The organism is Streptomyces sp. ISL-96 (assembly GCF_018614035.1).
Lineage (GTDB): Bacteria > Actinomycetota > Actinomycetes > Streptomycetales > Streptomycetaceae > Streptomyces.
The window spans coordinates 22,734-49,466 of record NZ_JAGGPA010000081.1; the positions used below are offsets into that span (position 1 = coordinate 22,734).

Consider the following 26,733-nt stretch of genomic DNA (forward strand, 5'->3'; position numbering starts at 1 on the left):
AAGATGTCGCAGATGCGCCACCAGCTGCCTGCTGAGCCGACCGCCTGTCCCGGCTGTGAAGAGCCGCTGGAGCCGGGCGACTTGTTCTGCGGGGCGTGCGGGTCCGACCTGTCGGCCCTGTCGCAGCCGCCGGGGGACCACCCCACGATGGCCATCACGGTCGCGCCGGGCGCCGCGGCCGCAGGTGGGGCCGAGCCCGGCACGGACGTGCCGTCGGCGGCCGTACGGTACGACGATCCGCCCCCGGCGGCGTCCGAGACCGGCGACTTCACGCTGGCGGCACCCGTAGCCGCCGTACCCGCGCAGCCGCAGCATCAGCCGGAGCCGCAGCCCGTCGACCCGCGCTGCGTCGTGCCCGAGCCGACGCCCCCGTCCGGCACGCTCGCGAAGGTGTGCGTCGCGTGCCGCACCGGCCGTATCGACGACGACGGTTACTGCGAGAACTGCGGCCACGCACAGCCCCGCGAGCGCGACCACATGGAGCAGGAGCTGGACGCGGTAGCCGTTGTCAGCGACCGCGGGCTGCGTCACCACCGCAACGAGGACTCGTTCGCGGTCTCGTCGGCGGCCCTGCCCGACGGTTCGCCCGCCGTCGTCGCGATCGTCTGCGACGGCGTGTCGTCGGCGACCCGCCCCGACGAGGCTTCGGCAGCCGCCGCGACCGCCGCCAACGAGGCCCTCCTGGAGTCGCTGCCGCGCGGCACGCACCCGCAGCAGGCGATGCACGAGGCGATCGTCGCGGCGGCCGAGTCGGTCAACTCCCTTGCGACGGACACCGCTCACGCCGTGGAGCACGACGCGAACCACCACACGAACGCGCCCGCCTGCACCCTGGTCGGCGCGATCGTGGCCGGCGGGCTGCTCGTCGTCGGCTGGGTCGGCGACAGCCGCGTCTACTGGGTGCCCGACGACCGCACCGCGCCCCCCGCCCGCCTCACCGAGGACGACTCGTGGGCGGCCCAGATGGTGGCCGCGGGCCTGATGAACGAGGCGGAGGCGTACGCCGACGAGCGCGCCCACGCGATCACCGGCTGGCTCGGCGCCGACGCGTACGAACTGGAGCCGCACACCGCTTCCTTCAAGCCGGACCGGCCGGGCGTGGTGGTGGTGTGCACCGACGGCCTGTGGAACTACGCGGAGGCGGCACAGGAGATGGCGCAGGCCGCACCGGCCGATGCCGCCGTACGGCCGCTGCACTGCGCCCAGGTGCTGGTGGGGCACGCACTCGACGGCGGGGGCCACGACAACGTAACAGTGGCCGTGCTGCCGTTCGCCATGCCGGAGCAAGGGGCAGGATCGGCCTACGGCACGGCGTAAGGCCCGGATCCCCGACCGCACACGTCACTCCGTCCCGAGGAGCCGATTGACCATGGCCAACTTCGCCAAGTCCAACGTGCCGCAGTTCTCCGTCGACGTGTACCAGAACGAGTACCTGCCGGAGGGCGGACGCGAGGTCAACGCCATCGTCACCGTGACATCGACCGGCGGCGGCACGAGCGGCGCCGCCGCGCTCCTCGCCGGGGCCGGGGCCTCGCCCGCGCACATACCGACGGGGCAGGGTCTGGGCGTACCGAGCGCAGCCGTCGTGATCATGGTGGACTGTTCGGGCTCGATGGAGTACCCGCCGACGAAGATGCGCAACGCGCGCGAGGCCACGGCGGCCGCCGTCGACACCTTGCGCGACGGTGTGACCTTCGCGGTGGTCAGCGGTACGCACCAGGCCAAGGAGGTCTACCCGGGCAACGGGCGCCTCGCGACCGCGAGCCAGGTGACCAGGGCGCAGGCGAAGGAGGCCCTGTACAAGCTGAGTGCGGGCGGCGGCACGGCGATCAGCACCTGGCTGCGGCTGGCCGACCATCTGCTCGCCCAGGCGGAAGTCCCCATCCGGCACGGCATTCTGCTGACCGACGGACGTAACGAGCACGAGTCCCCCAAGCACCTTCAGAACGCTCTCGAAGCCTGCGCCGGCCGCTTCACCTGTGACGCACGTGGCGTCGGTACGGACTGGGAGGTGAAGGAGGTCACCGGCATCGCCTCGGCGCTGCTCGGCACGGCCGACATCGTCGCCGACCCCAGCGGCCTGGCGGCGGACTTCACACAGATGATGGAGAACGCGATGGGCAAGGAGGTCGCGGACGTGGCGCTGCGGCTGTGGACGCCCGTCGGTGTGGAGATCAAGTTCGTCAAGCAGGTGGCGCCGGCGGTCGAGGACCTGACGGGCCGCCGTACGGAGGCAGGCCCGCGCTCCGGGGACTACCCGACGGGCTCGTGGGGCGACGAGTCCCGCGACTACCACGTGTGCGTACGGGTGCCGGAAGCCGGCATCGGCCAGGAAATGCTGGCGGCCCGCGTCTCCCTGGTCCTCCCCGACCCGTCGGGCGGTGGTACGCCGCAAACGCTCTCCCAGGGGCTCGTACGGGCGGTGTGGACGGACGACATGGTGGCGTCCACCTCCATCAACCCGCAGGTGGCGCACTACACAGGCCAGGCGGAATTGGCACAAGTCATCCAACAAGGGCTTGACGCGCGTAAGTCGGGTGATTTCGATGGAGCGACGGCGAAACTGGGCCGCGCGGTGCAGTTGGCGGCGGCTTCGGGGAACACGGACACCGCGAAACTGCTTTCGAAGGTGGTGGACGTCGTCGACGCGACGACCGGTACTGTGCGACTCAAGGCGAAGGTCGCAGAGGCGGACGAGATGACCCTCGAAACGCGCTCGACCAAGACAGTTCGCGTCAAGAAGTAACCAAAAAGCTGCGAGAAGTACCGATTTACGGCCTTCGGGCCGAACGAGAGAGGGGGAAGCGCCGACATGCCGACCTGCCCGAACGGACACCAGTCGGGTTCCGACGACTGGTGCGAGGTCTGCGGCCATCGCATGGCCGGCGCCGTGCCGCCGCCTCCGCTGCCGCCCGCTCCCGGTTACGGGTACCCGCAAGGCCCCGGTCCTGGAGGCGCCCCCTCCGGCTACGGCTTCCCGCCGCCCGGGCCGGACGCCACCGCCCAGGCGGAGATCTGCCCGCAGTGCCGCACCCCGCGCGAGGCCATGGCCCCGTTCTGCGAGGAGTGCCGCTGGAACTACCTGACGAACACGGCGACGTCTTACACGCCGGTCGCCCCGCAGAACTCGGGTCCCGGTCCGGGCCTCAACCTGCCACCCGGTTTCCAGGCGCAGCAGCAGGGGCCGCCGGCTCCGCCTCCGCAGGCCCGTGATCCGTACGAGTACCAGGCCTCGCGGCCGTCGCAGATGAACCGGCCGGCCGAGCCGCTGGCACCGGAGCAGTCGGGCCGGATGGCACCGCCGCAAGGCTTCCAGCAGCCGGGTCCGCCGCCGCAGTTCCAGCAGCCGGGCCCGCCGCCGCCCGCGTCGTTCCAGCAGCCGGGCCCGCCGCCTCCGCAGTTCCAGCAGCAGGCCCCGACCGCACCCGCACCGCCGCAGCACCAGCAGCCGCCGGCGCCCCCGCAGCGGGACCGCAACGGTGACGACGACTGGATGCTGCCGCCGCCGTCGCAGCAGCAGCCGCACCAGCCACCCCATCAGCCGCCGCACCAGCAGCAGGCACCCCAGCACCCTCAGGCGCCGCCGCCCCAGCAGCAGTACCAGGCGCCCGCGTCGGCAGGCTGGACCGCGACCGTGGGCCCCGACCGTGAGTACTTCATGGCGATGATGCAGCGCAGCGGCCCCGACGCCGCGGGCCTCAACCTGCCCGCGTACTCGCCCGAGCAGCAGCGCCCGCTCACCGGCAACCAGATCACCATCGGCCGCCGCCGCCAGAGCACGGGCGAGGCCCCCGACATCGACCTGTCCGTACCGCCGGAGGACCCGGGCGTATCGCACCAGCACGCGGTCCTGGTTCAGCAGCCCGACGGCTCCTGGGCGGTGGTCGACCAGAACTCGACCAACGGCACCACGGTGAACGGCGCCGAGGACCCGATCCAGCCCTACGTCCCGATCCCCCTCCAGGACGGCGACCGCGTCCACGTGGGCGCCTGGACAACGATCACGGTCCGGGCGAACGCCGGGCGGACGGGGTGAGCCCGATGGCCGGTGGGCAGACCGCGGCAGTGGCGCGGCTTGAGGAGGACCGGCAGGTCCTGGCGCGGGAAAGTACCGCGGGCCGGGTGGCCGACATCCTGCGCACCCGCATCACGGAGGGGATGTTCCGCCCCGGTGAACGCCTGCCCGAGGTGAGCATCTGCAAGTCGCTCGGTGTTTCCCGTAACACGTTGCGGGAGGCGTTTCGCCTGCTCACCCATGAGCGGCTCCTTGAGCACCACATCAACCGAGGGCTCTTCGTCAAGGACTTCTCCGCCGCGGAACTGGACGACATCTTCCGGCTGCGCGCGACGCTCGGGGTGGCGGCACTGCGCAGCCTGACCGCTGAGCCCCCTTGGCCTCTTGCCCCTCTTGAGCGAGCCCTTGAGCAAGGCGCCCAAGCGTCCGCGGCCCGCGACGAACAGGCGCTCATCACCGCCAACATGCGCTTTCACGCGGCGCTGGTCGCGCTGGCCGGCAGTCCACGGTTCGACAACGTCATGTGCGGGCTGATGGCGGAAGTCCGTCTCGCGTTCCACGCCCTGGAAACCACCTTCGCCTTCCACGAGCCCTATCTGGCGCACAACCGGCGGATCTACGAGTCCCTCCGGGCCCAGGACGCCGTGGGAGCGGAGCGGCATCTAGAGCGTTATCTGGACGAATCACGCCGGCAGCTGCTCGCCCGCAACGCGCAGGACGCCGGCGCGTGACCACGCGTCCCGGCCTCCTGCGCCGGCCGGGACGCTCGGAACGTCAGGCGCCCGAGTCTTCGAGGACTTCGCAGCCGCCCCCGGCAGCAGGGCTGCCGTCTCCCCGGATGTGACCGTCTCCGGTGAGGATGTACTTGGTCGTCGTCATCGCGGCCAGCCCCATCGGGCCCCGCACATGGAGCTTCTGGGTTGAAATGCCCAGTTCCGTCCCGAGTCCCATCTCGGCCCCGTCGACGAGCCGGGTGGAGGCGTTGACGGCCACCACCGCGGTGTCCACGGCAGCCACGAACGCGCGGGCAGTGGACTGGGAGTCCGTCATGATTGCCTCGGTGTGACCCGTTCCGTGCAGGCGGATGTGGTTCACGGCCGCCTCCATGCTGTCGACCACCGCGGCGGAGATGTCGAGCGAGAGGTACTCCGTTCCCCAGTCCTCATCGGTGGCCGGGACCACGGACGAGTCGTAGGCGCATACGCGCGCATCACCGTGCACGGTCACCTTCCGAGCCTTGAGGGCGTCGAGTGCCAACGGCAGGAAGGCGTCGGCGATGTCGGCGTGCACCAGGAGGGATTCCGCCGCGTTGCACACGGACGGCCGCTGGGCCTTGGCGTTGAGCAGCACCCGAAGAGCCACCTCGATGTCCGCTTCCCTGTCCACATAGATGTGGCAGTTCCCCACGCCGGTTTCGATGACCGGCACGAGCGAGCCGCGCACGGCGGCCTCGATCAGCCGGCGCCCGCCACGCGGGACGATGATGTCGACCAGCCCGCGCAGAGACATGAGTTCCTGTACGGAGGCGTGCGTCGTGCCGGGGACCATCTGGACGGCGTCCACCGGGATCGACGTACCGGTCAGTGCCCCCCGCATCACCTCGATGAGCGCGGCGTTCGTCTCACGGGCGACGGACGACCCGCGCAGCAGCACCGCGTTGCCGCTCTTGAGACACAGCGCCCCGGCATCGACCGTGACGTTCGGGCGCCCTTCGTAGATCATTCCGATGACGCCGATGGGCACTCTTGTCTGCCGTACCTCCAGGCCGCTGGGCAGGACGGATCCGCTCACCGTTTCCCCCAGGGGACTAGGCATCGCGGCGACCTCACGCACCATGGCGGCCAGCCCGGCTATCTGCCCGGCGTCCATCCGCAGCCGGTCCAGGACAGCATCCGAAACGCCGGCGGTGCGGGCCGCGTCGAGGTCCCGGAGGTTGGCGTCGAGGATGTCCTGCGTTCCCGCGGCCAGCGCGTCGGCGATCGCCTCCAGGGCCGCGTCCCGGTCCGCGCCAGTGGCCCGGGCCAGCCTCGCGGAGACAGACTGCGCGGCGATGGCGGCTTCGCGGACCGTTCCGGACGAGAGTGAAGTGCACATGTTCATCGGCCCGTACCTCCGTAGACAACAGCCTCGACCTGATCGCTGTCGAGCCCGAACGCGGTGTGCGCGGCGACCACTGCCACCTCCAGGTCGTGGAGGTGCACGACGACCGAAATCCTGATCTCCGAGGTGGAGATCATCTCGATGTTGATACCGGCGGCCGCCAGGACCGAGAACAGAGTTGCCGACACCCCGGGATTGGAGCGCATGCCCGCTCCCACCACGGAAAGCTTGCCGATCCGGTCGTCGCTGCGCACGCCGGTGAACCCGAGGCGCGGCTTGAGCTCTTCGAGGGTGCGCAGCGCGGTGGGGCCGTCGGTCGCGGGCAGGGTGAAGGAGATGTCGGTGAGGCCGGTACCCCCGGTCGAGACGTTCTGCACGATCATGTCGATGTTGATGCCCGCTTCGGCGAGGGCGGTGAAGATCACCGCTGCCTCACCGGTCTTGTCCGGCACCCCCTCGATGGTGATCTTCGCTTCTGTCCGGTCGTGTGCTACGCCGGAGATGATCGCGTCTTCCACTCCGCTGCTCTCCCTGTCGGTTCTAGAAGATGTGACATAGGTGCCCTCGTTCCCGCTGAAGGAGGAGCGCACATGGATGGGGATGGCGAACCGTCTCGCGTACTCCACGCACCGCAGGTGCAGGATCTTGGCTCCGTTCGCGGCCAGTTCGAGCATCTCCTCGTAGGTGATGGCCGGGATCTTGCGGGCCTTGGGTGCGATACGGGGGTCAGCGGTGAAGATGCCGTCGACGTCCGTATAGATCTCGCACACCTCTGCGCCGAGGGCCGCCGCCAGCGCGACGGCGGTGGTGTCCGAGCCGCCGCGCCCCAGGGTGGTCACATCCTGTGTCTCCTGTGAGACCCCCTGGAAACCGGCCACGATCACGATGGCCCCGTCGTCGAGTGCGGAGCGTATGCGTCCCGGCGCCACGTCGATGATCTTGGCTCTGCCGTGCGCGGCATCCGTGATCACGCCCGCCTGCGAGCCGGTGAACGATCGTGCCTTGTAGCCGAGTTCGGTGATGGCCATCGCCAGTAGCGCCATGGAGATGCGCTCCCCGGCAGTCAGCAGCATGTCGAGTTCGCGGGCCTCGGGCCGCGCGCTGAGCTTTCCGGCCAGTTCGAGCAGATCGTCGGTGGTGTCGGCCATGGCGGACACCACGACTACGACGTCGTCGCCGTTCTCCCGTGCCGACACCACACGCCGGGCCACGCGTGTGATGCACTCGGCGTCGGCTACTGACGAGCCGCCGTATTTCTGCACAACCAGAGCCATGAAGGTTCCTTTCAGGTCGGTACGGATCAAGCGCCGCGGGTGGACCGGCAGTCGAGCAGTTCCTCGACGAGAGGGCGGCAGCCACCACATCCCGTGGTGGCCCGGGTGTGGTCGGCGACGGCGGCCACATCCCGCGCTCCGGCCTTGCGGCAGCGCAGGATCGCGTCTTTGGTCACGCCGTTGCACTGGCAGACCACGGCTTCGCCGGGAAGTGCCGCGGCGTCCTTCGCCCCGTCGCCGTCCGCCAGCTCCGGAAAGAGCAGCAGGCGGCGGTCGCGGGGAACTTCCGCACCCCGGTCGAAGTACCGCGTGACCACCCCGCCGGTGGAGGTGTCACCGAGCAGCACGGCCCCGGTGACGCGGCCGTCCCGCAGCGTGATCTTCTGGTAGACGCCACGCCCCGTGTCCGAGAAGCGCAGCACCTCGGTGTCCGGGTCGTCCGGCGGGGGGTCGGACGGATCGCCCATGGCCGCGAGGTCGATGCCCGCTGCCTTGAGCCGTGTGACCAGGCGCGAGCCTTCGTACGGCGTCGCGTCGGGGCTGCCGGTGATGGCTCCCGCGGCGGTCCGGGCCTGTTCCCAGGCCGGTCCGACCAGGCCGTAGACGGTGTCCCGGTGTTCGGCGCAGTCACCGACGGCATAGACGTCCGGGTCGTTCGTACGCATCCAGTTGTCGACCAGGACTCCCCTGCCGGTGGCCAGGCCGGCCGCGACAGCCAGCTCGGTGTCCGGCCGGGTTCCGCACGCCACCACCAGGAAGTCACCGGGGATCCGGCGGCCGTCGGTGAGCTCGACACCGGTGAGCCGGTCCTCGCCGAGCAGTTTGGCGGCTGCGGCGGACGTCCACGTCGTGATGCCCAGCCCGGTCAGTGTGCGGGACAGCATGCTTGCGGCGGTGGCGTCGATCTGTCGTTCCAGCAGGTGGTCCGCGGCATGCAGGATGTGTACGTCCAGGCCGCGCTGAGCGAGACCGCGGGCCGCTTCCAGCCCCAGCAGTCCACCGCCCACGACGACGGCCCGTCGGCGCCCCTTTGCCAGGCGTACGATCCGCAGGCAGTCGTCGAGGGTCCGGAAGGCCACGGCGTGGGGGTGCAGCCGGCCGTCGTCGTGCGTCAGGCCCTTGACCGGCGGCAGAAACGGCAGCCCGCCGGTGGCCAGCACGAGCCGGTCGTACGGCACTGTGGAGCCGGACTCCAGGAACACCGTGCGCCGCAACCGGTCGATGCCGGTGACCCGGCGCCCTGTCACCACGCGGATGACGGGGGGCTGTTCGCCCAGCACGATGCTGTCCGCCGTGGCCCGTCCGGCCAGGAGGTTGGTCAGCAGAATGCGGTTGTAGGCCTGGTAGGGCTCGGAACCGATGACGGTGATGTCCCAGTCGGGCCGGCGGGCGTGGACTTCGGCCGCCACGCGGTGACCTGCCATGCCATTGCCGATGACGACCACACGCTTCATGACAGACGCTCCAGACGTACGGCGCACACCTTGAATTCCGGCATCCGTGAGACGGGGTCCAGGGCGTCCCCGACGACGGAGTTGGCTCGTCCCTTTCCGCCCCAGTGGAAGGGCATGAACAGGGTGTCGGGCGGTACGGACGAGGTGATGCGGGCTGCCGCCTCGGCCGTGCCGCGCCGGCTCACCACCCGCACCCGGTCGCCCGCCGTGATGCCGTGACGGGTGGCGAGGTCGGGGTGGATCTCCACGAACGGTTCGGGGACCTGCGCGGTCAGGGCGGGTATCCGGCGGGTCTGAGCACCGCTCTGGTAGTGCTGGGTGATCCGTCCCGTCGTGAAGTACAGGGGGTACGTCTCGTCGGGCTCCTCCGCGGCAGGTCTGTGATCCACCGGTACGAAGCGGGCTCGCCCGTCGGCGTGCGCGAAGGCACCGAGGAACATCCGGGGTGTTCCGTCCCCGTCCTCCCCGTCCTCGGCGGGCCGGTCGGTCGCGCCCGCGCCCGTGTCGGGACAGGGCCAGAAGACTCCGTCGTGTGCTTCGATCCGCTCGTAGGTGATCCCCGAGTAGTCGGCGGGGCCTCCGCGGCTGGCCCGGCGCAGTTCCTCGAAAACCTCCTCCGGCTCCGCGGAGAAACCGGCCGGGTGTCCGAGCCGCCCGCTCAGGTCCGCGAGTACCTCCAGATCCGTGCGTACGCCGTCGGGCGGGTCTTGGACCCGGCGCCTGCGCAGCACCCTGCCCTCCAGGTTGGTCATGGTGCCGTCCTCCTCGGCCCATTGAGCGGTCGGCAGGACCACATCCGCGAGCTCGGCGGTCTCGCTGAGCACCAGGTCCGAGACAACCAGCAGCTCCAGGGAGCGCAACCGCTCCACGACCCGGCGGGCGTTGGGCGCGGAGACCGCTGGATTGCTGCCGAAGATCAGCAGGCTCTTGGGGCCCTCCTGAGTGCCCAGGGAGTCAAGGAGTTCGTACGCGCTGCGTCCGGGACCGGGCAGCGCGTCGGCGGACATGCCCCAGACCTCGGCGATGTGCTCGCGAGCCGCCGCGTCGTCGATGCGGCGGTAGCCGGGGAGCTGGTCCGCCTTCTGGCCGTGCTCCCGCCCTCCCTGCCCGTTTCCCTGGCCGGTCAGACAGGCGTACCCGGACCCGGGAGTGCCCGGCAGCCCGAGCGCCAGGGCGAGATTGATGAACGCGGAGACCGTGTCGGTGCCGTTGCTGTGCTGCTCCGCGCCACGCGCGGTGAGGACGATGGCGCGGCGCGCGCCGGCGAGCAGACGAACGGCGCGGTACTGGTCGCCGACCGCTACGCCGGTGATCCGTTCGACGCGCTCCGGCCAGTACTCCGCGACTTTCTTGCGTACTTCGGAGAATCCCAGGGTGCGGTCGGCGGCGTAACGCTCGTCCGTCAGGCCTTCGGCCACGGCAATGTGAAACAGCCCGTTGGCCAGGGCGAGGTCGGTGCCGGGGGAGGGCCGCAGGTGCAGCGTCGCCCGCTCGGTGGTGGGGGTGCGCCGGGGATCGACCACGACGAGTGAACCGCCCGCGGCCCGTTGGGCTTCGAGGTACTGAGCGAACGGCGGCATCGTCTCGGCGGGGTTGGCGCCGACCAGGAGCAGCGCCTCGGCCCTGCCCACGTCGGCGAGCGGAAACGGCATGCCGCGGTCGAGGCCGAAGGCGCGCAGGCCTGCGGCCGCGGCCGAAGACATGCAGAACCGCCCGTTGTAGTCGATGTTGGAGGTGCCCAGGACGGCCCGTGCGAACTTGCCGAGGAGGTAGGCCTTCTCGTTGGTCAGGCCTCCCCCGCCGAACACCGCCACGGCGTCCTTGCCTGCGCGCCGCTGGATGTCGCCGATGCCCTGCGCCACCCGCGCCAGCGCCTCCTCCCAGCCGGCCTCCACAAGCGGGCCGTCCGGGGTGCGGCGCACGAGCGGAGTGGTGAGCCGCCGCTCGGAGGTGAGCAGGTCGGCGGCGCTCCAGCCCTTCTGGCACAGGCCTCCGCGGTTGGTGGGAAAGTCGCGGGGGCGGACGGTGACGGCGCCCGACGTGTCGCGCCGCAGCCACATGCCGCACTGCAGGGCGCAGTACGGGCAGTGGGTGGCTGTCCCCCGGTCGTCGGACGCCGGGGCTGTCTCACTCACGGATCGTTCCTCCTTCGACGCCGTCGCGCCGCACGTAACAGAACCAGGTCAACACGGCGCACAGCGCGTAGAAGGCGGCGAAGGCGAGCATGGCCGCGCCCGAGTCCCCGGTGCCGCCGATGGACGTTCCCAGCGCGCGGTTGACGAGGAAGCCGCCGAGGGCGCCGACCGCCGAGATGAGGCCGAGCGCCGCGGCTCCGGTACGCCGCCCCTCCGCCAGCGCGGTACGGACCGCCTCGGCCCCCGCGCCGGCCACGGCCCGCAGCGCCCGGGCGCGGAAGACCGCCGGGATCATCCGGTACGTGGAGCCGTTGCCGACGCCCGCCGTGACGAACAGCAGCAGGAAGGAGAGGAGGAAGCCGGTGTGGTCGTGGCTGCCGAGTGCCACCCATACACCCGTCGCACCCGCCACCATGAGCGCGAAGTTCGCCGTCGTCACACGGGCACCGCCCCACCGGTCGGCCAGCAGACCGCCGAGCGGCCGCGCACAGGAACCGATGAGCGCTCCGAGGAAGGTGTAGTGGAGCGCCGCCGATCCGGGGAACTCCAGGCTGACCAGCAGCGGCAGCGCGGTCGAATAGCCCACGAAGGACCCGAAGGTACCGATGTAGAGCAGCGACACCAGCCAGGTCTGCTTCATCCGGACCACGGCGAACTGCCCGGCCGGGCTCGACCGGGCGCTGCGCAGGTTGTCCATGCACAGCGCCGCCGCCACGGCCGAGAACACGATCAGCGGTATCCAGAACAGTCCGGCCGCCGCCAGCCCCATCGAACCGATGATGAACGGCACCACGAACTGGACGGAGCTGACGCCGACATTGCCGCCCGCGGCGTTCAGTCCCAGGGCAAGCCCCTGCTTGGAGTCGGGGTAGAAGTGCGTGATGTTGGCCATGCTGGAGGCGAAGTTCCCGCCGCCGACGCCGGCCGTCGCGGCGCACAGCAGGAAGAACCAGTACGGGGTGTCGGCGTCCGCGACAGCGACACTGAGCAGACCGGCCGGCACCAGGAGCAGCAGGGTGCTGACGACCGTCCAGTTGCGGCCCCCGAAGCGTGCGGGCGCGAAGGTGTAGGGCACCCGGAGGACCGCGCCCACCAGGCTGGGCAGGGCCACCAGCCAGAACAGCTGGTCGGCGGTGAAACGACGTTCTCCCAGCTCTACCGCGACCACACTCCACAGCGTCCAGATCGTGAAGCCCAGGTGTTCGCAGACGACGGACCACACCAGGTTCCGCCGCGCCACGCGGCGCCCGGCCGCCGCCCAGAAGGACGGCTCGCCGGGCTCCCACCGCTCGATCCAGCGGCCGGGGCCACGTACCAGCGCCGGCACCGCGGACCCGTGTTCCACGGCCGGTGTTTTGCTGACCGTATCGATGCTCAACGGTCCGACTCCCGGCCCATCATCCGGATGCTCCGGGTGATGCCGCGGACGGATTCGAAGGTGTTCAGCTCGGTCACGACCGCGGCGAGCGCCGCGTCCGTCGCCAGGTGGGTGGAGACGACGAGCTGCGCCTCCGAACCCAGACCTTCCTGGCGGACCGTCGCCAGCGAGACACCGTGGTGTCCGAAGGCCGCGGTGACTTCCGACAGCACTCCGGGGCGGTCGGTGACGAGCAGACTCAACTGGTGGCGCGTGGCCACCTGATCCATCGTCCTGACCGGCAGGAGCTGTGCGGGCGGCTGGTGCGCACCGACCGCGCCGGTCAGGCGGTTGCGGCAGACCTCGACGAGGTCGCCGAGCACCGCGCTGGAGGTGGCGAGCCCCCCGGCTCCCTGGCCGTGGAACATCAGCTGACCGGCGGCCTCGGCCTCGACGAGAATGCCGTTGTACGAGCCCCTGACGCCGGCCAGGGCATGGTCGCGGGGGAGCAGCATGGGGTGGACCCGGACGCTCACCCCGTCTGCCGTGCGGTCGCAGATTCCGATCAGTTTGATCACGGAGTCGTTGGCGGCGGCATGACTGATGTCCGCGGGGCCGATGTGCGTGATGCCTTCGTAGTGGACGTCACCGGGACCCAGGTCGGTGTCGAAGGCGAGCCTGGCCAGGATCGTCATCTTCGCCGCGGCGTCGGCTCCCGAGACGTCCGCGGTGGGATCGGCCTCGGCGTAGCCCAGTTGCTGTGCTTCGTTGAGGGCGGCCTGGAACGTACCTCCGATGGCCGCCATCCGGTCCAGGATGAAATTGGTCGTGCCGTTGACGACTCCGCTCAGCCGTCGCACACGGTCGCCCGCCAGTGACTGGCGCAGCGGTCGCAGCAGGGGCACGGCCCCGGCCACCGCCGCCTCGTAGGCGAGTTCGACTCCGTGCTTGTGGGCGATCCGGTGCAGATCGGCTCCGTCGTCGGCGATGAGGGCTTTGTTCGCGGTCACCACTGAGGCCCCGGACTCCATCGCGGCAACGATGAGGGAGCGGGCGGGTTCGATGCCGCCCATGAGTTCCACGACGACATCGAGGTCACCACGGGTCACCAGCTGTTCGGCGTCCGTGGTGAACAGGTCCGGGTCGGTGTCCCGGCCCGGGCGAGGAGTGCGTACGGCGATACCGACGAGCTCGATCGATGCGCCGATCCGGGCGGCGAGTTCGCCGCGGCGGGCGGTCAGCGCGCGGGCTGTCTCGGAACCCACCGCTCCGTGTCCGAGCAGGCCAATGCGCAAGGGACGGTGTTTCACGTCAACCCCCTTCGGGCGGTCAGGTGGAGAGGGTCTGCGGGAGCGGCTGGGCGTCGGCGTCGGGGGTTTCGTCCTGCGGCGGAACCGGACGGCGCGCGGAAAAGTGCTGGAAGGCCTTCGCACCGGCGACCAGGGCCAGCGGGAGGGTCAAGTACCAGCCGAAGAAGCAGAAGACGATCAGCACCGCGACGAGCGACACGATGGCCCCGATACGGCCCCAGGTGCTGCCGCGCAGCAGCTTCACGGCAGCCGAGAGACCGGCGACGTACACGGCCACGAAGCAGGCGGAGGCGGCGGTCATGATCGGGTCCAGCCGGATGTCCAGTACGGCGGCGGCGATCAGCAGAACGGCGGTCAGCGAGGCGAGGACGACCAGGCTGCGCTTGGGGATCTCGCCCGCCTTGTTGCCCTTGCCCAGCCACCTGGGCAGGTCCCCGTCACGGCCGAGAGCGGCCCCGAGCCGGGAGCCGCCGGCGATGTACGCGTTGACGGTGGCGAAGGTGAGCAGGGCCGCGGCGACCGCGGTGACGGCGCGGGCCGACTCCCCGATGCCGCGCTCCAGCAGCAGGGTCAGCGGGACGGCGGAGCGGTCGGGGTTGGACCCCAGGACCGCCACCGAGGTGAAGGCGATGCCGAGGTAGAGGACGGCAACGGTGATGATGGTGAGGCCGGTGACGAGGGGGAGCTGGCGGCGCGGGTTGGAGAACTCGCCCGACAGATGGGACACGGCTTCCCAGCCGGAGAAGGCGAAGAAGAGCAGGGTGGCGGCGTTGCCGACGGCGAGCCAGCCGTGCGGGGCGAACGGAGTGAGGTTCTCCGAGCGGGAGTCGGGGGCGGCGATCACGATGGCGACGATCATGAGTGCGGCGAGCATCCCGATGAGCAGGAGCTGAAGGCCGCCGGAGAGCCGCAGACCGAGCCAGTTGCTGATGTACGCGCCCAGCAGCAGGACCGCGGCGACCGCCAGAGACATCAGGTATCCGCCGCCGAGAGCATCGGCGACGTAGGCCCCGCCGACGATGGCCGCGCTCGCCGTGCCCACCGGGACGGCGAAGTAGAAGAGCCAGCCCACGGGGGCGGAGGTCCTGGGCCCGAATGCCTTCGCGGCGAAGGTCGCCACGCCGCCGCCGTCGGGATAGCGGATGCCGAGCGACGCGAAGGCGCCGGCGATCGGGATGCAGAAGGCGACCATCAGGGCCCAGGCGACCAGCGAGGCCGGCCCTGCTTCGCGGGCTGTCAGCGCGGGCAGCGCCAGGACGCCGCCTCCCAGTACTGCGCCGACGTACAGCGCTGTCCCTTGGGCCACACCGATCCGGTGGCTGGAACTCATGAATTCATCCTCTTTACTGTCGTGTTGTTCTGTCGTCCGCGGAAGTCGGCGGAAGAAGTCAGCGCAGAACGCCTTGCCTGCCTCGGATGCCTTGGAGGAACTCGTCGGCGACGGACAGGAATTGCGGCACGTCGAGAAGAAAGGCGTCGTGCCCCACGTCCGCGGCGCCGTCCCGCTCGTGGCGGGCGAGAAGCCCTCGCTCGGCCAGCTCGATCTGGATCAGCTCGCTGTGAGCCGGACCGAAGAGCCGGTCCCGTTCGAAGCTGAAGAGGCAGACCTCGGGCAGGGACTCGGCCTCTGCGAGCCGGTCGGGCACGGCGAAGGCGTCGAAATGGTCCATGGCACTCATCAGTTGGAGGTAACTGTTGGCGTCGAAACGCCGCAGGAACTTGTCCGCCTGGTGCTCGAGGTAGCTCTCCACAGCGTGATCGCCCTGCACGACCACCGAGGAGTACTGACGCGTCCCCGCCTTCCGGTGCCTGCGCCCGAACTTGCGGTGCAGCGAGAACTCGGAGAGATAGGTGATGTGCGCGATCATGCGCGCCACGCCCAGACCGGCACGCGGGCCGTCCCCCGGCTCGTACCGGCCGGCTTGGAATTTCACGTCGTTGCGGATCGCATGGCGGGCGATGGCGTTCCACGCGAGGTTGTCCGCGCTCTGTCGGGCCGTGGCCGCGACGATCAGGAAACCGGCTGCGTCATCCGGGTGGCGCAGGAGCCACTCGAGCGCCTGCATGCCGCCCATCGATCCACCGACCACCGCGTGCAGCCTGCCGATACCGAGCCCGGCGAGCAGTTCCCGGTGGACAGCGACCATGTCGCTGATCGTTACGCGCGGGAACTCGGGTCCGTACGGCTGCCCGTCGGGCCCCGGTGCCCAGGGGCCGGTGGTCCCCGCGCACCCCCCGAGGACGTTCGCGCAGATCACCAGGTACCGATCGGTGTCGATCGGCTTTCCGGGCCCCACCATGGACTCCCACCAGCCCGGCGGTTCCCCGGCGTCTTTCCGGGTCACGTGCGAGTCGCCGGTCAGCGCGTGGCAGACGAAGACGGCGTTGTCGCCGGCGCTGTTGAGACTTCCGTACGTTTCGTAAGCCACCTGCACCGAGTCGAGCCGCGCACCCGATGCCAGCAACAGCGGTCGGCCGGGCGAGAACCGTTCGACGCGTGAAGCAGGTCGACTGCCGGTTTCAAACCACCCCGTGAGCACTGATCCCCCTCCCGTCCCGCGCCGCTTATACGGCGGCCAGGGCTTGGTCGAGGTCGTGGATCAGGTCGTCAGGGTGCTCCAGGCCGACCGCGAGGCGCACCGATCCCTGGGTGATGCCGGCGCCCAGCAGATCCTTTTCGGGAAGGTGGGCGTGCGTGGTGGAGGCGGGGTGGGTGGCCAGCGAGCGTACGTCGCCGACGTTGGTGACGTGCGAGAAGAGCTTCAGGCCTTCGATGAACCGCGCTCCGGCGGCTCGTCCGCCCTTCAACTCGACCATCACCATCGGGCCGTACTCGCCGTCGAGGTAGCGCTTGACCTGCTCGGCCTCGGTTCCCTCGGCGAGGCTCGGGTGCCGGACGAGGTCCACCTTGGGGTGGCTCGAAAGGAACTGGGCCACCTTGAGGGCGTTGGCCGAGTGCGCGGGCATGCGCAGCGACAGCGTCTCGATGCCCTGCAGGATGAGGAAGGCGTTGAACGGACTCATGCACAGACCGAAGTCGCGCAGCAGCGTTTCCCGCGCCTTGAAGAGATAGCTGCTGCGGCCGCGGGTGTCGGGGAGCTTGCGGCACTCCTCGCCCCAGATGACGTTTCCGTACGCGGGGTCGGGCTGGGTCATCTGGGGGTGGCGCGGGGAGTTGTCCCAGTCGAAATTGCCACTGTCCACGATGATGCCGCCGATTGCCGAGCCATGGCCGCCCAGGTACTTCGTACCGGAGTAGACGGTGACGGCCGCGCCGAACTCGAAGGGGCGGCAGGTGAGCGGCTGCAGCGTGTTGTCCATGATCAGCGGGATGCCGTAGCGGGCACCGATCTCGGCGACCTCGCTCATCGGGAAGATGCGCAACCGGGGGTTGGGGAGGGTCTCGCCGAAGTAGAGGCGGGTCCGGTCGTCCGTCGCCTCCTCGAAGTTCTTGGGGTCGGAGGGGCTGACGAACCGGGTCTCGATGCCGAGCCGTTTGAGCGTGGCTCCCAGCAGGCTCCAGATGCCGCCGAAGAGTTCGTTGGACGAGACGATGTTGTCCCCCGCCTCGACGAGGTTGAGGATCGAGAGGGTCACGGCGGCATGACCGGAGGCAGTGGCCAGGCCGGCCACGCCACCGTCGATCTGCGCCATGCGCTCTTCGAGGACGTTCAGCGTCGGGTTGCCCAGACGCGTGTAGGCGTGACCGTTGCCCTCCAGGTTGAAGAGACCGGCCGCCATGTCGGCGTTGGGGAACTCGTACGCGGCGGTCATGTAAATCGGCGTGATCAGCGGCGGGTTGACGCCCATGCGGACATGGCGACCGCCCTGGATGGCCGCCGACTCGCGCCGGGCGTAACCGCGTTCGGCGAAAAGCTCTTCTTCCTTTGCGGACAGCATGCAGCAGCTCCTTGAGAACGATCTTGGCTGGGACGTGGCAGACACTACAGATCGTTCAACAATCCAACAACCTTTCATATTTGGATCGTTGCCCATCGCCGCCGCCCGAGGGCGACCCAGCGGCCCTATTCCCCCGCAAACCCACCCAGCGGCCACGCGTACGGCCCCTGCGGATCGTCCAGCCAGGCCCACTCCCCGTCCTCGGCGACCGTGACGCCGAAGCGTTCGCGCGGCGGCCGGTGCTCGCGGTGCCACAGCGTGAGCGCCTCGTGTGGGTCCAGGCTGCCCGCGGTCAGGCTGAGCAGGAACCGGAACAGGTCGTTCTCCAGCGCCCGCCGCGGCAGCCCGCCCAGCTGCCTGGGCGCGGGCTCCGCCGTTCCGCCGCGCAGCGGGACGAAGTACGCCGGGGTGTGCAGGAAGTGCCCCTCCGCGTGCGACGCGTCCCGTACGTCCAGCGCGATCAGCCCCGTGGCCAGCGGAGCCAGAATCCGCGCCCCCGGCCGGCACTGCGCGAGCCATGCGCGCGGTACGGACGGCAGCGCGCAGGTCGCGATGATCCGGTCGAAGGGAGCCCGCGCCGGGCAGCCGAGCGCCCCGTCGCCGGTGACCACCGCCGGGTGGTACCCGGCCGCCTCCAGGTGCTTGCGAGCCGACTCGGTGATCTCCGGATCGAGGTCGACCGTGGTCACCAGGTCATCGCCGAGCCGATGCGAGAGCAGCGCCGCGTTGTAGCCGGTCCCCGCGCCGATCTCCAGCACGGCGTTCCCGTCCCGTACGTCCAGCTCCTCCAGCATCCCGGCCATCAGCGACGGCTGGCTGCTGGAGGAGACCAGCTCGCCGCCGTGCATGCGGGTGGCCAGGGGTGTGTCCGAGTAGACCCCCTCCAGCCAGCGCTGCCGCCGCGCCGGATCGGGGTCCTCGCCCCACAGCCGCTGGTAGCCCGCCGGGCCACCGACGAAGTAGTACGGCACGAAGAGGTGGCGCGGGACCTCAGTGAAGGCCGCGCGCCAGGCGGGGTCGTCGAGGGCCCCGGCCGCCGCCATCTCCCGTACGAGTGCCGCGCGGGCCTCGGCGTACATGCCGTGCATGTCTGCGTCCTGTGCGCCCATACGCCCCACTGTCGCGCGACGCGGGCCCCGACGCGAGTACCCGGGCGCCATGGCCGTGGGCCGCAGTGGATGGTCCTAGGCCGAAGGTCCTCCGCCGCCGCGTCTGAGACGATGGACGGGTGAATGAGATTCCGCGCGGCACGCTTCAGGAGCAGACCTTTTACGAGCAGGTCGGCGGCGAGGAGACTTTTCGGCGCCTGGCCCACCGCTTCTACCAGGGAGTCGCGGAGGACCCGCTGCTCAAGCCCATGTACCCGGAGGAGGATCTGGGCCCCGCCGAAGAGCGGCTTGCCCTCTTCCTGATGCAGTACTGGGGAGGCCCCCGCACGTACAGCGACAACCGCGGCCACCCGCGCCTGCGGATGCGGCACGCGCCGTTCACCGTCGACAAGGCCGCGCACGACGCCTGGCTGAGGCACATGCGCGTCGCCGTCGACGAGCTCGGACTTTCCGAGGAGCACGAGCAGCAGCTGTGGAACTACCTGACGTACGCCGCCGCGTCGATGCTGAACACCGAGGGCTGACACCGAGGGCCGACTCCACCCACGAGCGACCCACATTGCGGTGACCGGCGCCCGGAATCCGGAATCCGGAATCCGGTCACGATCGCGTCAAGTCCAGTGCGAAAGCGGTTTCATCCACCACCCGACTCCGAAAGCATCCCCACAAACCAATGGGGCGCGGGCGCGTAGCACCACAGCGTGGCGGTTTCGGGGGGAACGGGTGGCGGGGTTCATATTTCTGCGCGGCCTGGGCGGACGATCCCGGTCTGAGCCGCCCCTTCCAGCCTGGCCGGCCATTCCAACCCGGGCCGGCCATGTCAGCCCGTCCGGCGCTTGAGGACGGAACCGTCCGCCGCACGCGCGGGCCGAAGCAACCCACCCGGCCACGCGAAGCCCACCTACACCGGGGCCACCGAAAGCACCCCGAGCCCGGCCCGACGTACCGCGATCGACCCGTACGGCGTACGCAGCCGAAGCCAGCCGCCGGCGGCAAGCAGCGCAACCGCACCCGCGCCAGCACCACCCGCACCCGCACCCGCACCCGCCGAGCCCAACCGCAAGAAGCCCAGCGACTGCGCCGCATGCACCGCCCGCAGCGGCAACTCCGTCTCGCCCAGCGTCCGCGACCAGATCTCGCGACCGATACGGTCCCGAGCCGCCCGCGTCCGATCCTCCGGCGCCAACGCCCCGTCCCGCGCCCGGAACTCCGCGACCGCCGCCGCGACCGCCGCGCGCATCGCCTCGGGCTCCGGCAGCCCCGGAACCTGCTGCCAGCCCCCGCGAGGCGGCAGCATCCCGGCCCAGGGCGGCCCCGTAACGGCGGCAGGCACCACAACCACCCCGGTGGACTCCTCGATGCCTTCGAGAAGCTCCCCGGCAGAAACCGTGACATCCAGCTCACCGGCACCAGCACCGGCACCAGCGGCGTCGCCGCCACCCGCACCGCCACCGCCACCGCCCACCGCCGCCGCGACCGCCAGCCGGGACGTCCGGACGGCCAGCACCTCGAACGACGGCGGCCGCCCGAAAACAGCCACCGCCCCTGCGCCCACCTGAAGACGTACCGCCGCGGCCCGGTCGTAATGGATCAACCGCCCGAGGAACGCGGCAAGATCCGCCGCCTCCCCCGCATCGGCAAGCGTCAGCCGCCCCGGCGCCGTCATGCGGCGACAGCCCCCCGCGCACCCCGCCGGTCAGCACGGTCACTGCCGTCGTCCAGGTACTCCAGGAGGAAAGACTTCTCCTCCGCCGAGATCCGCCGCGGCCGCGCCGCTTCGAGGTCGTACGGCACAACGACCGTCGAGGCCCGCACGTACACCCGCTCAGGGGTGTCCGCTTCCGCGGGGTCCTTCACCTCGTAAGCGATCGTCAGCGACGCCGCGCCGATCTTCGTGACCCACGACTCGATGATCACCGGCTCGTGCCGGTGGACCAGCGGCAGCTTGTAGTCGATCTCGTGCCGGGCCACGACGGACCCGCCCGCGAACGACGGCGAGCCGTCCCCCGGCGCCAGCCGGAACATGAAGTCGATCCGCGCTTCCTCCAGGTACCGGAGGAAGACGACGTTGTTGACGTGCCCGAAGGCGTCCATGTCCGACCAGCGCAGAGGGCAGCGGTAAATGTGACGGGACAAGATCAGCCCCGCGTCAGCTTCTTGTACGTCGCACGGTGCGGCCGCGTCGCGTCCGCGCCGAGGCGCTCGACCTTGTTCTTCTCGTACGACTCGAAGTTGCCCTCGAACCAGTACCACTTCGAGTCACCCTCGTACGCGAGGATGTGGGTCGCGACCCGGTCCAGGAACCAGCGGTCGTGGGAGATGACCACAGCCGCGCCCGGGAACTCGAGCAGCGCGTTCTCCAGCGAGGACAGGGTCTCCACGTCGAGGTCGTTCGTCGGCTCGTCGAGGAGCAGCAGGTTGCCGCCCTCCTTGAGCGTCAGCGCGAGGTTGAGGCGGTTGCGCTCACCACCGGACAGGACACCGGCCGGCTTCTGCTGGTCCGGACCCTTGAAGCCGAAGGCGGAGACGTACGCCCGCGAAGGCATCTCGACCTGGCCGACGTTGATGTAGTCCAGCTCGTCCGACACGACCGCCCAGAGCGACTTCTTCGGGTCGATGTTGGAGCGGTTCTGGTCGACGTACGAGATCTTGACGGTCTCGCCGACCCGGATCGCGCCGGAGTCCGGCTTCTCCAGGCCCTGGATCATCTTGAACAGCGTCGTCTTACCGGCACCGTTCGGACCGATGACACCCACGATGCCGTTACGCGGCAGCGTGAACGAAAGGTCGTCGATCAGGACCTTGTCCCCGAAGGCCTTCGACAGCTTCTCGACCTCGACGACGATCGAACCGAGACGCGGGCCCGGCGGAATCTGGATCTCCTCGAAGTCCAGCTTCCGCATCTTGTCCGCCTCGGCGGCCATCTCCTCGTACCGGGCGAGACGCGCCTTCGACTTGACCTGGCGGCCCTTGGCGTTGGAGCGGACCCACTCGAGCTCTTCCTTGAGCCGCTTGGCGCGCTTCTCGTCCTTGCGGCCTTCGACCTTGAGACGGGCGGACTTCTTGTCGAGGTACGTCGAGTAGTTGCCCTCATACGGAATCGCGCGGCCGCGGTCGAGCTCAAGGATCCACTCGGCGACGTTGTTCAGGAAGTACCGGTCGTGAGTGACGGCGACAACGGCGCCCGCGTACTTCGAAAGGTGCTGCTCCAGCCAGTTCACCGACTCGGCGTCGAGGTGGTTGGTGGGCTCGTCGAGGAGCAGCAGGTCCGGCGCCTCGATCAGCAGCTTGCAGAGCGCGACACGGCGCTTCTCGCCACCGGAAAGGTTGGTGACGGGCCAGTCGCCGGGCGGGCAGCCCAGCGCGTCCATGGCCTGCTCCAGCTGGGCGTCGAGGTCCCAGGCGTTGGCGTGGTCCAGGTCCTCCTGGAGCTTGCCCATCTCTTCGAGCAGCGCGTCGGAGTAGTCAGTCGCCATGAGCTCGGCGACCTCGTTGAAGCGGTTGAGCTTGCCCATGATCTCGGCAGCGCCGTCCTGGACGTTCTCCAGGACGGTCTTGGACTCGTCGAGCTTCGGCTCCTGCATGAGGATGCCGACGCTGAAACCGGGCGACAGGAACGCGTCACCGTTGGACGGCTGCTCCAGCCCGGCCATGATCTTCAGCACCGTGGACTTACCGGCACCGTTGGGCCCCACCACACCGATCTTCGCGCCCGGCAGGAAGCTCAGCGTGACGTCGTCAAGGATCACCTTGTCGCCGTGCGCCTTGCGCGTCTTGCGCATCGTGTAGATGTACTCAGCCAAGAGAAACCGTCCGGCAATCGATGTGTGGGCAGATACACCCCATCTTGCCTGACGTCCACCCCGGGACGGAAACGGGTATGGCAACGGCCCCGGTCCGCCAAGGCATACCGGGGCCGCGGTGAGCGCCCGGTGACCGGGCGTCGTCGCTCGTCTTTACTCTTCGCCGGAGGCGGCGGACTCCTTCTTGCGGACGAAGATGACCGCGGCGAGGCCGAGGACGACGAAGGCGACCGCTACGCCCAGGATCATCGGCGTGGCGTCGGAGCTGCCGGTCTCTGCGAGGTCGAGTCCGTCGGCGGCGGTGGGGGCGTCACCGGCCGTGGCGGGGCTGGGCTGGTTCTGGGGCTGGTCCATGGTGCCGGTGCCGACGCCCATGCCGGTACCGGTGCCTGCGGAGGTGGCGGCGGAGGTCTTGCAGTCGAGGATGCCCTTGAAGTTCTTCTTCAGGCCGCCGGGGCCCTCGATCGTGAAGTCGTACGCCTGGTCCTCCTGGACCGGGATGGTCACCGTCCGGGACTGGCCGGCCGCCACGGTGTGCTTGAAGTCCATGAGCTCGAAGCTGAACGGCTCGTCGCCCTTGTTGGTGGCGGTGATGTCCACCCCGCCCTTCGCGCAGTTCTTCTCGGCGGAGAGAGCGGGAATGGCGCCCTTCTTCGCCCACGTGGCGGTGGCGCCGGCGGAGACGGTGGATTCGCTGGACCCGGCCAGGATCTGCGTCTGGCTCTGCGTGACCCCGGCGAAGGCCCGGCCGACCGGCACCGAGGTGGTGCCCTGCACGGTCAGGGAGGTCGAGCCGTCGGCCGCGGCGGCGGGGACGTCGAAGTACAGCTCGCTGCCGTTGGTAGCGGCGGTGACGGGCTTGCCGTCCTTGCCTACGACCTTGACGCCGCTGGCGGCGGCGTCGGCGGGCGGGGCCACGGTGACGCGTCCCGCGTTGGTGCGGACGGTGACCGGGCCGAGCTTCTCGCCGGCCTTGCCGGAGACCGCGTTCGGCTCCAGGGTCAGGGACGCCCTGGGCTCGGCGGCACCGCGCGCGTTCTTTTCGAGGAAGTCGGCGAGCTTCTCCGCCTTCGGGTCGAGCGCGTCGACCTTGACGTGGTCGGAGTACCGCCAGATCGCGACCTGGGTGCCCGCCGCGGCCGTCTGCTCGGTGAGCGAGCCGACCCCCGCCTGCTTGGCCAGCGCGCTCAGGTCGTCGACCTGCGGGTAGGAGTGCTCCAGGATCCAGCGGATCTTGCCGGCATCACGGTTGCCGCCGAGAGACGTCTGGTCCCAGGAGGTCTCCAGGTACTTCGCCTGCTCCTGCGTGGGGCGGTGGACATCGATGCAGTACGTCTTGAGCGTGCCGCCGCCGTCGACGGTCATCTCGAACAGGCCGGCGGGGATCTGCTGGTCACCACCGGCCGTGCGGAGGACGGCCTTGTCGTAGGTCTTCAGTCCGTCGAGCGTGGCTGCCGCACCGCCCTGGTGCTGCGGCGCCTCCGCCGCGGCGGCGGGCCCCGCGGCAGCTATCGCCCCCGCGGCGAGGAGCCCCGTGGCCACGGCCGCGGCGGAGAGACGGGCAGAGGGGCGGGCGGAGCCCCGTCCGCGTACAGAAGGTGTCGAAGTGGCAGAGGACGCAGAACACGCAGAGGACGCAGAACACGCAAAAAACACCGAGAGCGCAGAAAACACAGAATTCCCCTTCGGGCGAGGCCCTTTCGCATGGTGCGACCGTGGGGGGAGTGCCTCGCCGACAGACTCAAGTGCCCCGTGAGTATGCGGAAATCCTAGAGACGCGCCGAACGACAGCCCTCTGTCATACCGTCAGATAGCCATTCCGAATCAGAATCGTTATCGCTCACCTCTCCCCTGCGCCGGCACTGTCGACAAATCACCGTGCGAATCAGCCGAGTTGTGCCCTTCCGTCACCGAACGCCGCGTCAGCGCCGGGTCCCCCTTCACCACCCGCCTGAACGCGGACGTACCGCGCGTCATGTCGTGCCCCACGGCCAGCGCCTCGATGTCCGCCGAGAATCTGCGCTGCCCGTCCTTCTCCTCGTCGCGGATCCTCAACCGTCCGTGCACGAGCAGTGGTTCGCCGATGGAGACCGAGCCGGCCAGGTTCGTGGCCAGCGCCCGCCGCGCCCACACCGTGTAGAAGCTGGACTGCCCGTCCGCCCAGCTTTCCTTCTGGCGGTCCCAGTACCGCGCCGTCACCGCGAACCGGAAGCGCGCCACTCCGCCCGCCGCCGAATCCCGGTAGTCCACGCCTGTCGCGGCATTGCCCACCAGCGTCACCCACGTGTCACTCATCCCGACTCCCCCTCCACCACTGGTCCGCCCCTGTGCCTGTCGCCGTGCCTGTCCCTGTCCAAGTGACTGGTTCCATGCTGGACCGGAAGCGGCGAGCCCGCCGGAGCCTGTGGGTTACCGGCCGGTTGTGGACAAGCCCGTCACCGCCACGTACTGCTCCCGCACCTCCCAGTACCGCATCAGCTCCGCCGACACCGGATCCAGTACGCGCGCCCGGCCGCACCCGGCGGCCGCCTCCCGCAGCCGCCGCTCGGCGTCCTGCCCGTACCGCCGCGCCGGCCCCCTCGCCGCCACCGAGCACGCCCACTCCACCAGCGGACCGCCCACGATCCCGGCGAGCATCACCAGTACGGGCGGCAGCAGTTGCGGCTCCAGTACGCCCACGATCTGGCCCACCAGCCACAGCCCGCCGAAGATCTGGAGCAGGGTCATCGAAGCCTGGGTCAATACCGCCGCCGGCCACCACGCGGGCTTCGGCGGCCTGCCGCGGGGCACTCCGGCCCGTACCGCCAGTACGTCCAGCTCCTCCGGCAGTCCCGCCGCGCCGCGCACCGCGGCCTCCCGTACCGCCTGCGCCCAGGGGGCCGGCAGCCCGGCCGCGGCGTCGTCCGCGACCGTACGCACGGCCTGCTCCACCCGCTGTCTGGCGGTGATTTCCTCCTCCTCCCCCTCGGCCGGGGTCTGCCCGGAAATCGGGTCGAGCCCCGCGCCCAGGGCCCGGTTCGCCTCGTACCAGCGCCACAGCCTCAGCCACGGCGTCCCGCACGACTTCCCCGCGTTCCGCCGCCACTCGCGTTCCGCCGCCTCGCCCACGGCCGCCGCGCCCACCGCCGCCGCCAGCCGGTCGGTGAACCGGTCGCGGGCCCGCTCCCCGAGCTCGGGAGGCCGCCGCCCGTCGGCGACGTAGACCGGTCGCAGCCGGGCCGCGGCGGCGTCAACGTCGGCGGACAGCCGGCGGGCGGCGGCCCCGCGCTCCTGCACGAACTGGCCGAGCATCTCGCGAAGCTCGCCGACGCCCTCACCTGTCAGCGCCGACAGGGCCAGCACCGTGGCGCCGGGTTCGCCGTGCTCGCCGAGCGCCATGCCGTCCTCGTCGAGGAGCCTGCGCAGATCGTCGAGGACGAGGTCTGCGGCGTCGCCCGGAAGCCGGTCCACCTGGTTGAGCACCACGAAGGTGATCTCCGCGTGTCCGGCGAGCGGCCGCAGATAGCGCTCGTGCAGTACGGCGTCGGCGTACTTCTCCGGGTCGACGACCCAGATCACCGCGTCGACGAGTGTGAGCACGCGGTCCACCTGGTCGCGGTGGGCGGTGGCGGCCGAGTCGTGGTCGGGCAGGTCGATGAGGACGAGGCCGTTCAGCGCGTCGTCGCGGAAGCCGGGCGGCGCCGGCCTGCGGCGTAGCCGCCCGGGGATCCCGAGCCGGTCCAGCAGACCGGCGGCGCCGTCCGTCCAGCTGCACGCGATGGGCGAGGAGGTGGTCGGCCTGCGGAGCCCCGTGTCGGAGATCTGGACGCCCGCGAGGGCGTTGAAGAGCGTCGACTTGCCGCTGCCGGTGGCGCCCGCGACGGCGACGACGGTGTGCCGGGCGGAGAGGCGCTGGCGGGCGGCGGCCTCGTCGAGCACGCGGCCGGCCTCGGCGAGCGTGGCCGCTTCGAGGCGGGTACGGGAGAGCCCGACGAGTTCGCGCAGGGCGTCGAGGCGTCCGCGCAGCCGGCCGTCGTAAGCGCCGCCGGGCGGCAGGCCGTCGTACTCGTCGTCGCCGTCCCGCGGCGCGTTGGACGGGGGCCGGACGGGGCGCGGGGGCCGCACGGGGCGCGCCGCGCGCTCGTCGGAACGCCGGGCGATCAGCCCGTCGTCCCAACGCCCCTCAGGGGGCCCGCCGACGCCTTCCACCCCCTCCCCCCCATCCATTCCTTCGGCACCATCGACGCCATCGACACCATCCATGCCATCTGTGTCATCAGTCACAGCAGTCACGTTT

The 26,733-nt window shown here is 70.4% G+C and carries 21 protein-coding genes; 5 read left to right on the forward strand and 16 right to left on the reverse strand.

The window, feature by feature from the left end; all coding sequences use genetic code 11:
• Window positions 1–3: 3 nt before the first annotated feature.
• From J7E96_RS34860 to J7E96_RS34875, 4 genes are all read left to right on the forward strand, one after another.
• Window positions 4–1,317, forward strand: coding sequence for a PP2C family serine/threonine-protein phosphatase (locus tag J7E96_RS34860; protein ID WP_215137585.1), 1,314 nt, complete (start codon window positions 4–6; stop codon window positions 1,315–1,317).
• A gap of 52 nt (window positions 1,318–1,369) precedes the next feature.
• A complete protein-coding gene (locus J7E96_RS34865; protein WP_215137587.1) occupies window positions 1,370–2,746 on the forward strand; it encodes a VWA domain-containing protein in 1,377 nt (458 codons plus the stop codon).
• A 66-nt stretch (window positions 2,747–2,812) separates the two neighbouring features.
• Window positions 2,813–4,036 carry an FHA domain-containing protein gene (locus J7E96_RS34870; RefSeq protein WP_215137589.1) on the forward strand — a complete coding sequence of 408 codons (1,224 nt, stop codon included), beginning with the start codon at window positions 2,813–2,815 and terminating at the stop codon, window positions 4,034–4,036.
• A 5-nt stretch (window positions 4,037–4,041) separates the two neighbouring features.
• The gene (locus tag J7E96_RS34875) at window positions 4,042–4,746 is read left to right on the forward strand and encodes a GntR family transcriptional regulator (protein WP_215137591.1); all 705 of its coding nucleotides are present in this window, start codon (window positions 4,042–4,044) and stop codon (window positions 4,744–4,746) included.
• Between the two features lie 43 nt (window positions 4,747–4,789).
• On the opposite strand, the gene J7E96_RS34880 is transcribed toward J7E96_RS34875, so the two are convergent.
• The 10 genes from J7E96_RS34880 to J7E96_RS34925 all read right to left on the reverse strand — a co-directional run bounded on the left by J7E96_RS34880 (window position 4,790) and on the right by J7E96_RS34925 (window position 18,654).
• Complete coding sequence (locus tag J7E96_RS34880; RefSeq protein ID WP_215137593.1) at window positions 4,790–6,115, reverse strand: glutamate-5-semialdehyde dehydrogenase; 1,326 nt, start codon at window positions 6,113–6,115, stop codon at window positions 4,790–4,792.
• On the reverse strand, window positions 6,112–7,389 hold the full coding sequence (locus J7E96_RS34885) for an aspartate kinase (RefSeq protein ID WP_215137595.1): 1,278 nt from the start codon (window positions 7,387–7,389) through the stop codon (window positions 6,112–6,114). The genes J7E96_RS34880 and J7E96_RS34885 overlap by 4 nt, the downstream gene beginning before the upstream one ends.
• Before the next feature lie 26 nt (window positions 7,390–7,415).
• Complete coding sequence (locus J7E96_RS34890) at window positions 7,416–8,843, reverse strand: FAD-dependent oxidoreductase (RefSeq protein ID WP_215137597.1); 1,428 nt, start codon at window positions 8,841–8,843, stop codon at window positions 7,416–7,418.
• A complete protein-coding gene (locus J7E96_RS34895; RefSeq protein WP_308296278.1) occupies window positions 8,840–10,978 on the reverse strand; it encodes a molybdopterin-dependent oxidoreductase in 2,139 nt (712 codons plus the stop codon). Before J7E96_RS34895 ends, J7E96_RS34890 begins: the two co-directional genes overlap by 4 nt.
• A complete protein-coding gene (locus tag J7E96_RS34900; RefSeq protein WP_251070872.1) occupies window positions 10,971–12,356 on the reverse strand; it encodes an MFS transporter in 1,386 nt (461 codons plus the stop codon). Before J7E96_RS34900 ends, J7E96_RS34895 begins: the two co-directional genes overlap by 8 nt.
• Window positions 12,353–13,645 carry a homoserine dehydrogenase gene (locus J7E96_RS34905; protein ID WP_215137599.1) on the reverse strand — a complete coding sequence of 431 codons (1,293 nt, stop codon included), beginning with the start codon at window positions 13,643–13,645 and terminating at the stop codon, window positions 12,353–12,355. The genes J7E96_RS34900 and J7E96_RS34905 overlap by 4 nt, the downstream gene beginning before the upstream one ends.
• Window positions 13,646–13,664: 19 nt before the next feature.
• Window positions 13,665–14,975: an APC family permease gene (locus tag J7E96_RS34910; RefSeq protein ID WP_215137601.1), complete on the reverse strand. Its 1,311-nt coding sequence runs from the start codon at window positions 14,973–14,975 to the stop codon at window positions 13,665–13,667.
• A 58-nt stretch (window positions 14,976–15,033) separates the two neighbouring features.
• Window positions 15,034–16,185 (reverse strand): homoserine O-acetyltransferase, encoded by a 1,152-nt coding sequence (locus J7E96_RS34915; protein ID WP_308296279.1) that lies wholly within the window; start codon window positions 16,183–16,185, stop codon window positions 15,034–15,036.
• 25 nt (window positions 16,186–16,210) lie between these two features.
• On the reverse strand, window positions 16,211–17,545 hold the full coding sequence (locus tag J7E96_RS34920; protein ID WP_215137605.1) for an O-acetylhomoserine aminocarboxypropyltransferase/cysteine synthase family protein: 1,335 nt from the start codon (window positions 17,543–17,545) through the stop codon (window positions 16,211–16,213).
• 125 nt (window positions 17,546–17,670) lie between these two features.
• Window positions 17,671–18,654 carry a methyltransferase domain-containing protein gene (locus J7E96_RS34925; RefSeq protein ID WP_215137607.1) on the reverse strand — a complete coding sequence of 328 codons (984 nt, stop codon included), beginning with the start codon at window positions 18,652–18,654 and terminating at the stop codon, window positions 17,671–17,673.
• Between the two features lie 119 nt (window positions 18,655–18,773).
• On the opposite strand from J7E96_RS34925, the gene J7E96_RS34930 reads away from it, so the two are divergent.
• Complete coding sequence (locus J7E96_RS34930; RefSeq protein WP_215137609.1) at window positions 18,774–19,178, forward strand: globin; 405 nt, start codon at window positions 18,774–18,776, stop codon at window positions 19,176–19,178.
• A gap of 377 nt (window positions 19,179–19,555) precedes the next feature.
• On the opposite strand, the gene J7E96_RS34935 is transcribed toward J7E96_RS34930, so the two are convergent.
• The 6 genes from J7E96_RS34935 to J7E96_RS34960 all read right to left on the reverse strand — a co-directional run bounded on the left by J7E96_RS34935 (window position 19,556) and on the right by J7E96_RS34960 (window position 26,729).
• Window positions 19,556–20,320, reverse strand: coding sequence for a hypothetical protein (locus tag J7E96_RS34935; protein WP_215137611.1), 765 nt, complete (start codon window positions 20,318–20,320; stop codon window positions 19,556–19,558).
• Entirely contained in the window at window positions 20,317–20,790 is a 474-nt protein-coding gene (locus J7E96_RS34940) for a thioesterase family protein (RefSeq protein WP_215137614.1), read from the reverse strand. The genes J7E96_RS34935 and J7E96_RS34940 overlap by 4 nt, the downstream gene beginning before the upstream one ends.
• A 2-nt stretch (window positions 20,791–20,792) precedes the next feature.
• A complete protein-coding gene (gene ettA / locus J7E96_RS34945; protein ID WP_215137616.1) occupies window positions 20,793–22,457 on the reverse strand; it encodes an energy-dependent translational throttle protein EttA in 1,665 nt (554 codons plus the stop codon).
• A 153-nt stretch (window positions 22,458–22,610) separates the two neighbouring features.
• Window positions 22,611–23,999, reverse strand: a complete 1,389-nt coding sequence (locus tag J7E96_RS34950; protein ID WP_308296280.1) for a Cys-Gln thioester bond-forming surface protein — start codon at window positions 23,997–23,999, stop codon at window positions 22,611–22,613.
• Window positions 24,000–24,290: 291 nt separating this feature from the next.
• Window positions 24,291–24,752 (reverse strand): single-stranded DNA-binding protein, encoded by a 462-nt coding sequence (locus tag J7E96_RS34955; RefSeq protein WP_215137620.1) that lies wholly within the window; start codon window positions 24,750–24,752, stop codon window positions 24,291–24,293.
• Window positions 24,753–24,866: 114 nt separating this feature from the next.
• A complete protein-coding gene (locus tag J7E96_RS34960) occupies window positions 24,867–26,729 on the reverse strand; it encodes a GTPase (protein ID WP_374196756.1) in 1,863 nt (620 codons plus the stop codon).
• Between the last annotated feature and the right edge of the window lie 4 nt (window positions 26,730–26,733).

Bases quoted from the DNA above. Each gene is read 5' to 3' on its own strand.
- J7E96_RS34910 (WP_215137601.1), bottom strand. From the start codon at position 14,975: ATGAGTTCCAGCCACCGGATCGGTGTGGCCCAAGGGACAGCGCTGTAC.
- J7E96_RS34955 (WP_215137620.1), bottom strand. From the start codon at position 24,752: ATGAGTGACACGTGGGTGACGCTGGTGGGCAATGCCGCGACAGGCGTG.
- J7E96_RS34925 (WP_215137607.1), bottom strand. From the start codon at position 18,654: ATGGGCGCACAGGACGCAGACATGCACGGCATGTACGCCGAGGCCCGC.
- J7E96_RS34860 (WP_215137585.1), top strand. From the start codon at position 4: ATGTCGCAGATGCGCCACCAGCTGCCTGCTGAGCCGACCGCCTGTCCC.
- J7E96_RS34875 (WP_215137591.1), top strand. From the start codon at position 4,042: ATGGCCGGTGGGCAGACCGCGGCAGTGGCGCGGCTTGAGGAGGACCGG.
- J7E96_RS34890 (WP_215137597.1), bottom strand. From the start codon at position 8,843: ATGAAGCGTGTGGTCGTCATCGGCAATGGCATGGCAGGTCACCGCGTG.
- J7E96_RS34935 (WP_215137611.1), bottom strand. From the start codon at position 20,320: ATGACGGCGCCGGGGCGGCTGACGCTTGCCGATGCGGGGGAGGCGGCG.
- J7E96_RS34865 (WP_215137587.1), top strand. From the start codon at position 1,370: ATGGCCAACTTCGCCAAGTCCAACGTGCCGCAGTTCTCCGTCGACGTG.
- J7E96_RS34885 (WP_215137595.1), bottom strand. From the start codon at position 7,389: ATGGCTCTGGTTGTGCAGAAATACGGCGGCTCGTCAGTAGCCGACGCC.
- J7E96_RS34870 (WP_215137589.1), top strand. From the start codon at position 2,813: ATGCCGACCTGCCCGAACGGACACCAGTCGGGTTCCGACGACTGGTGC.
- J7E96_RS34920 (WP_215137605.1), bottom strand. From the start codon at position 17,545: ATGCTGTCCGCAAAGGAAGAAGAGCTTTTCGCCGAACGCGGTTACGCC.
- J7E96_RS34880 (WP_215137593.1), bottom strand. From the start codon at position 6,115: ATGAACATGTGCACTTCACTCTCGTCCGGAACGGTCCGCGAAGCCGCC.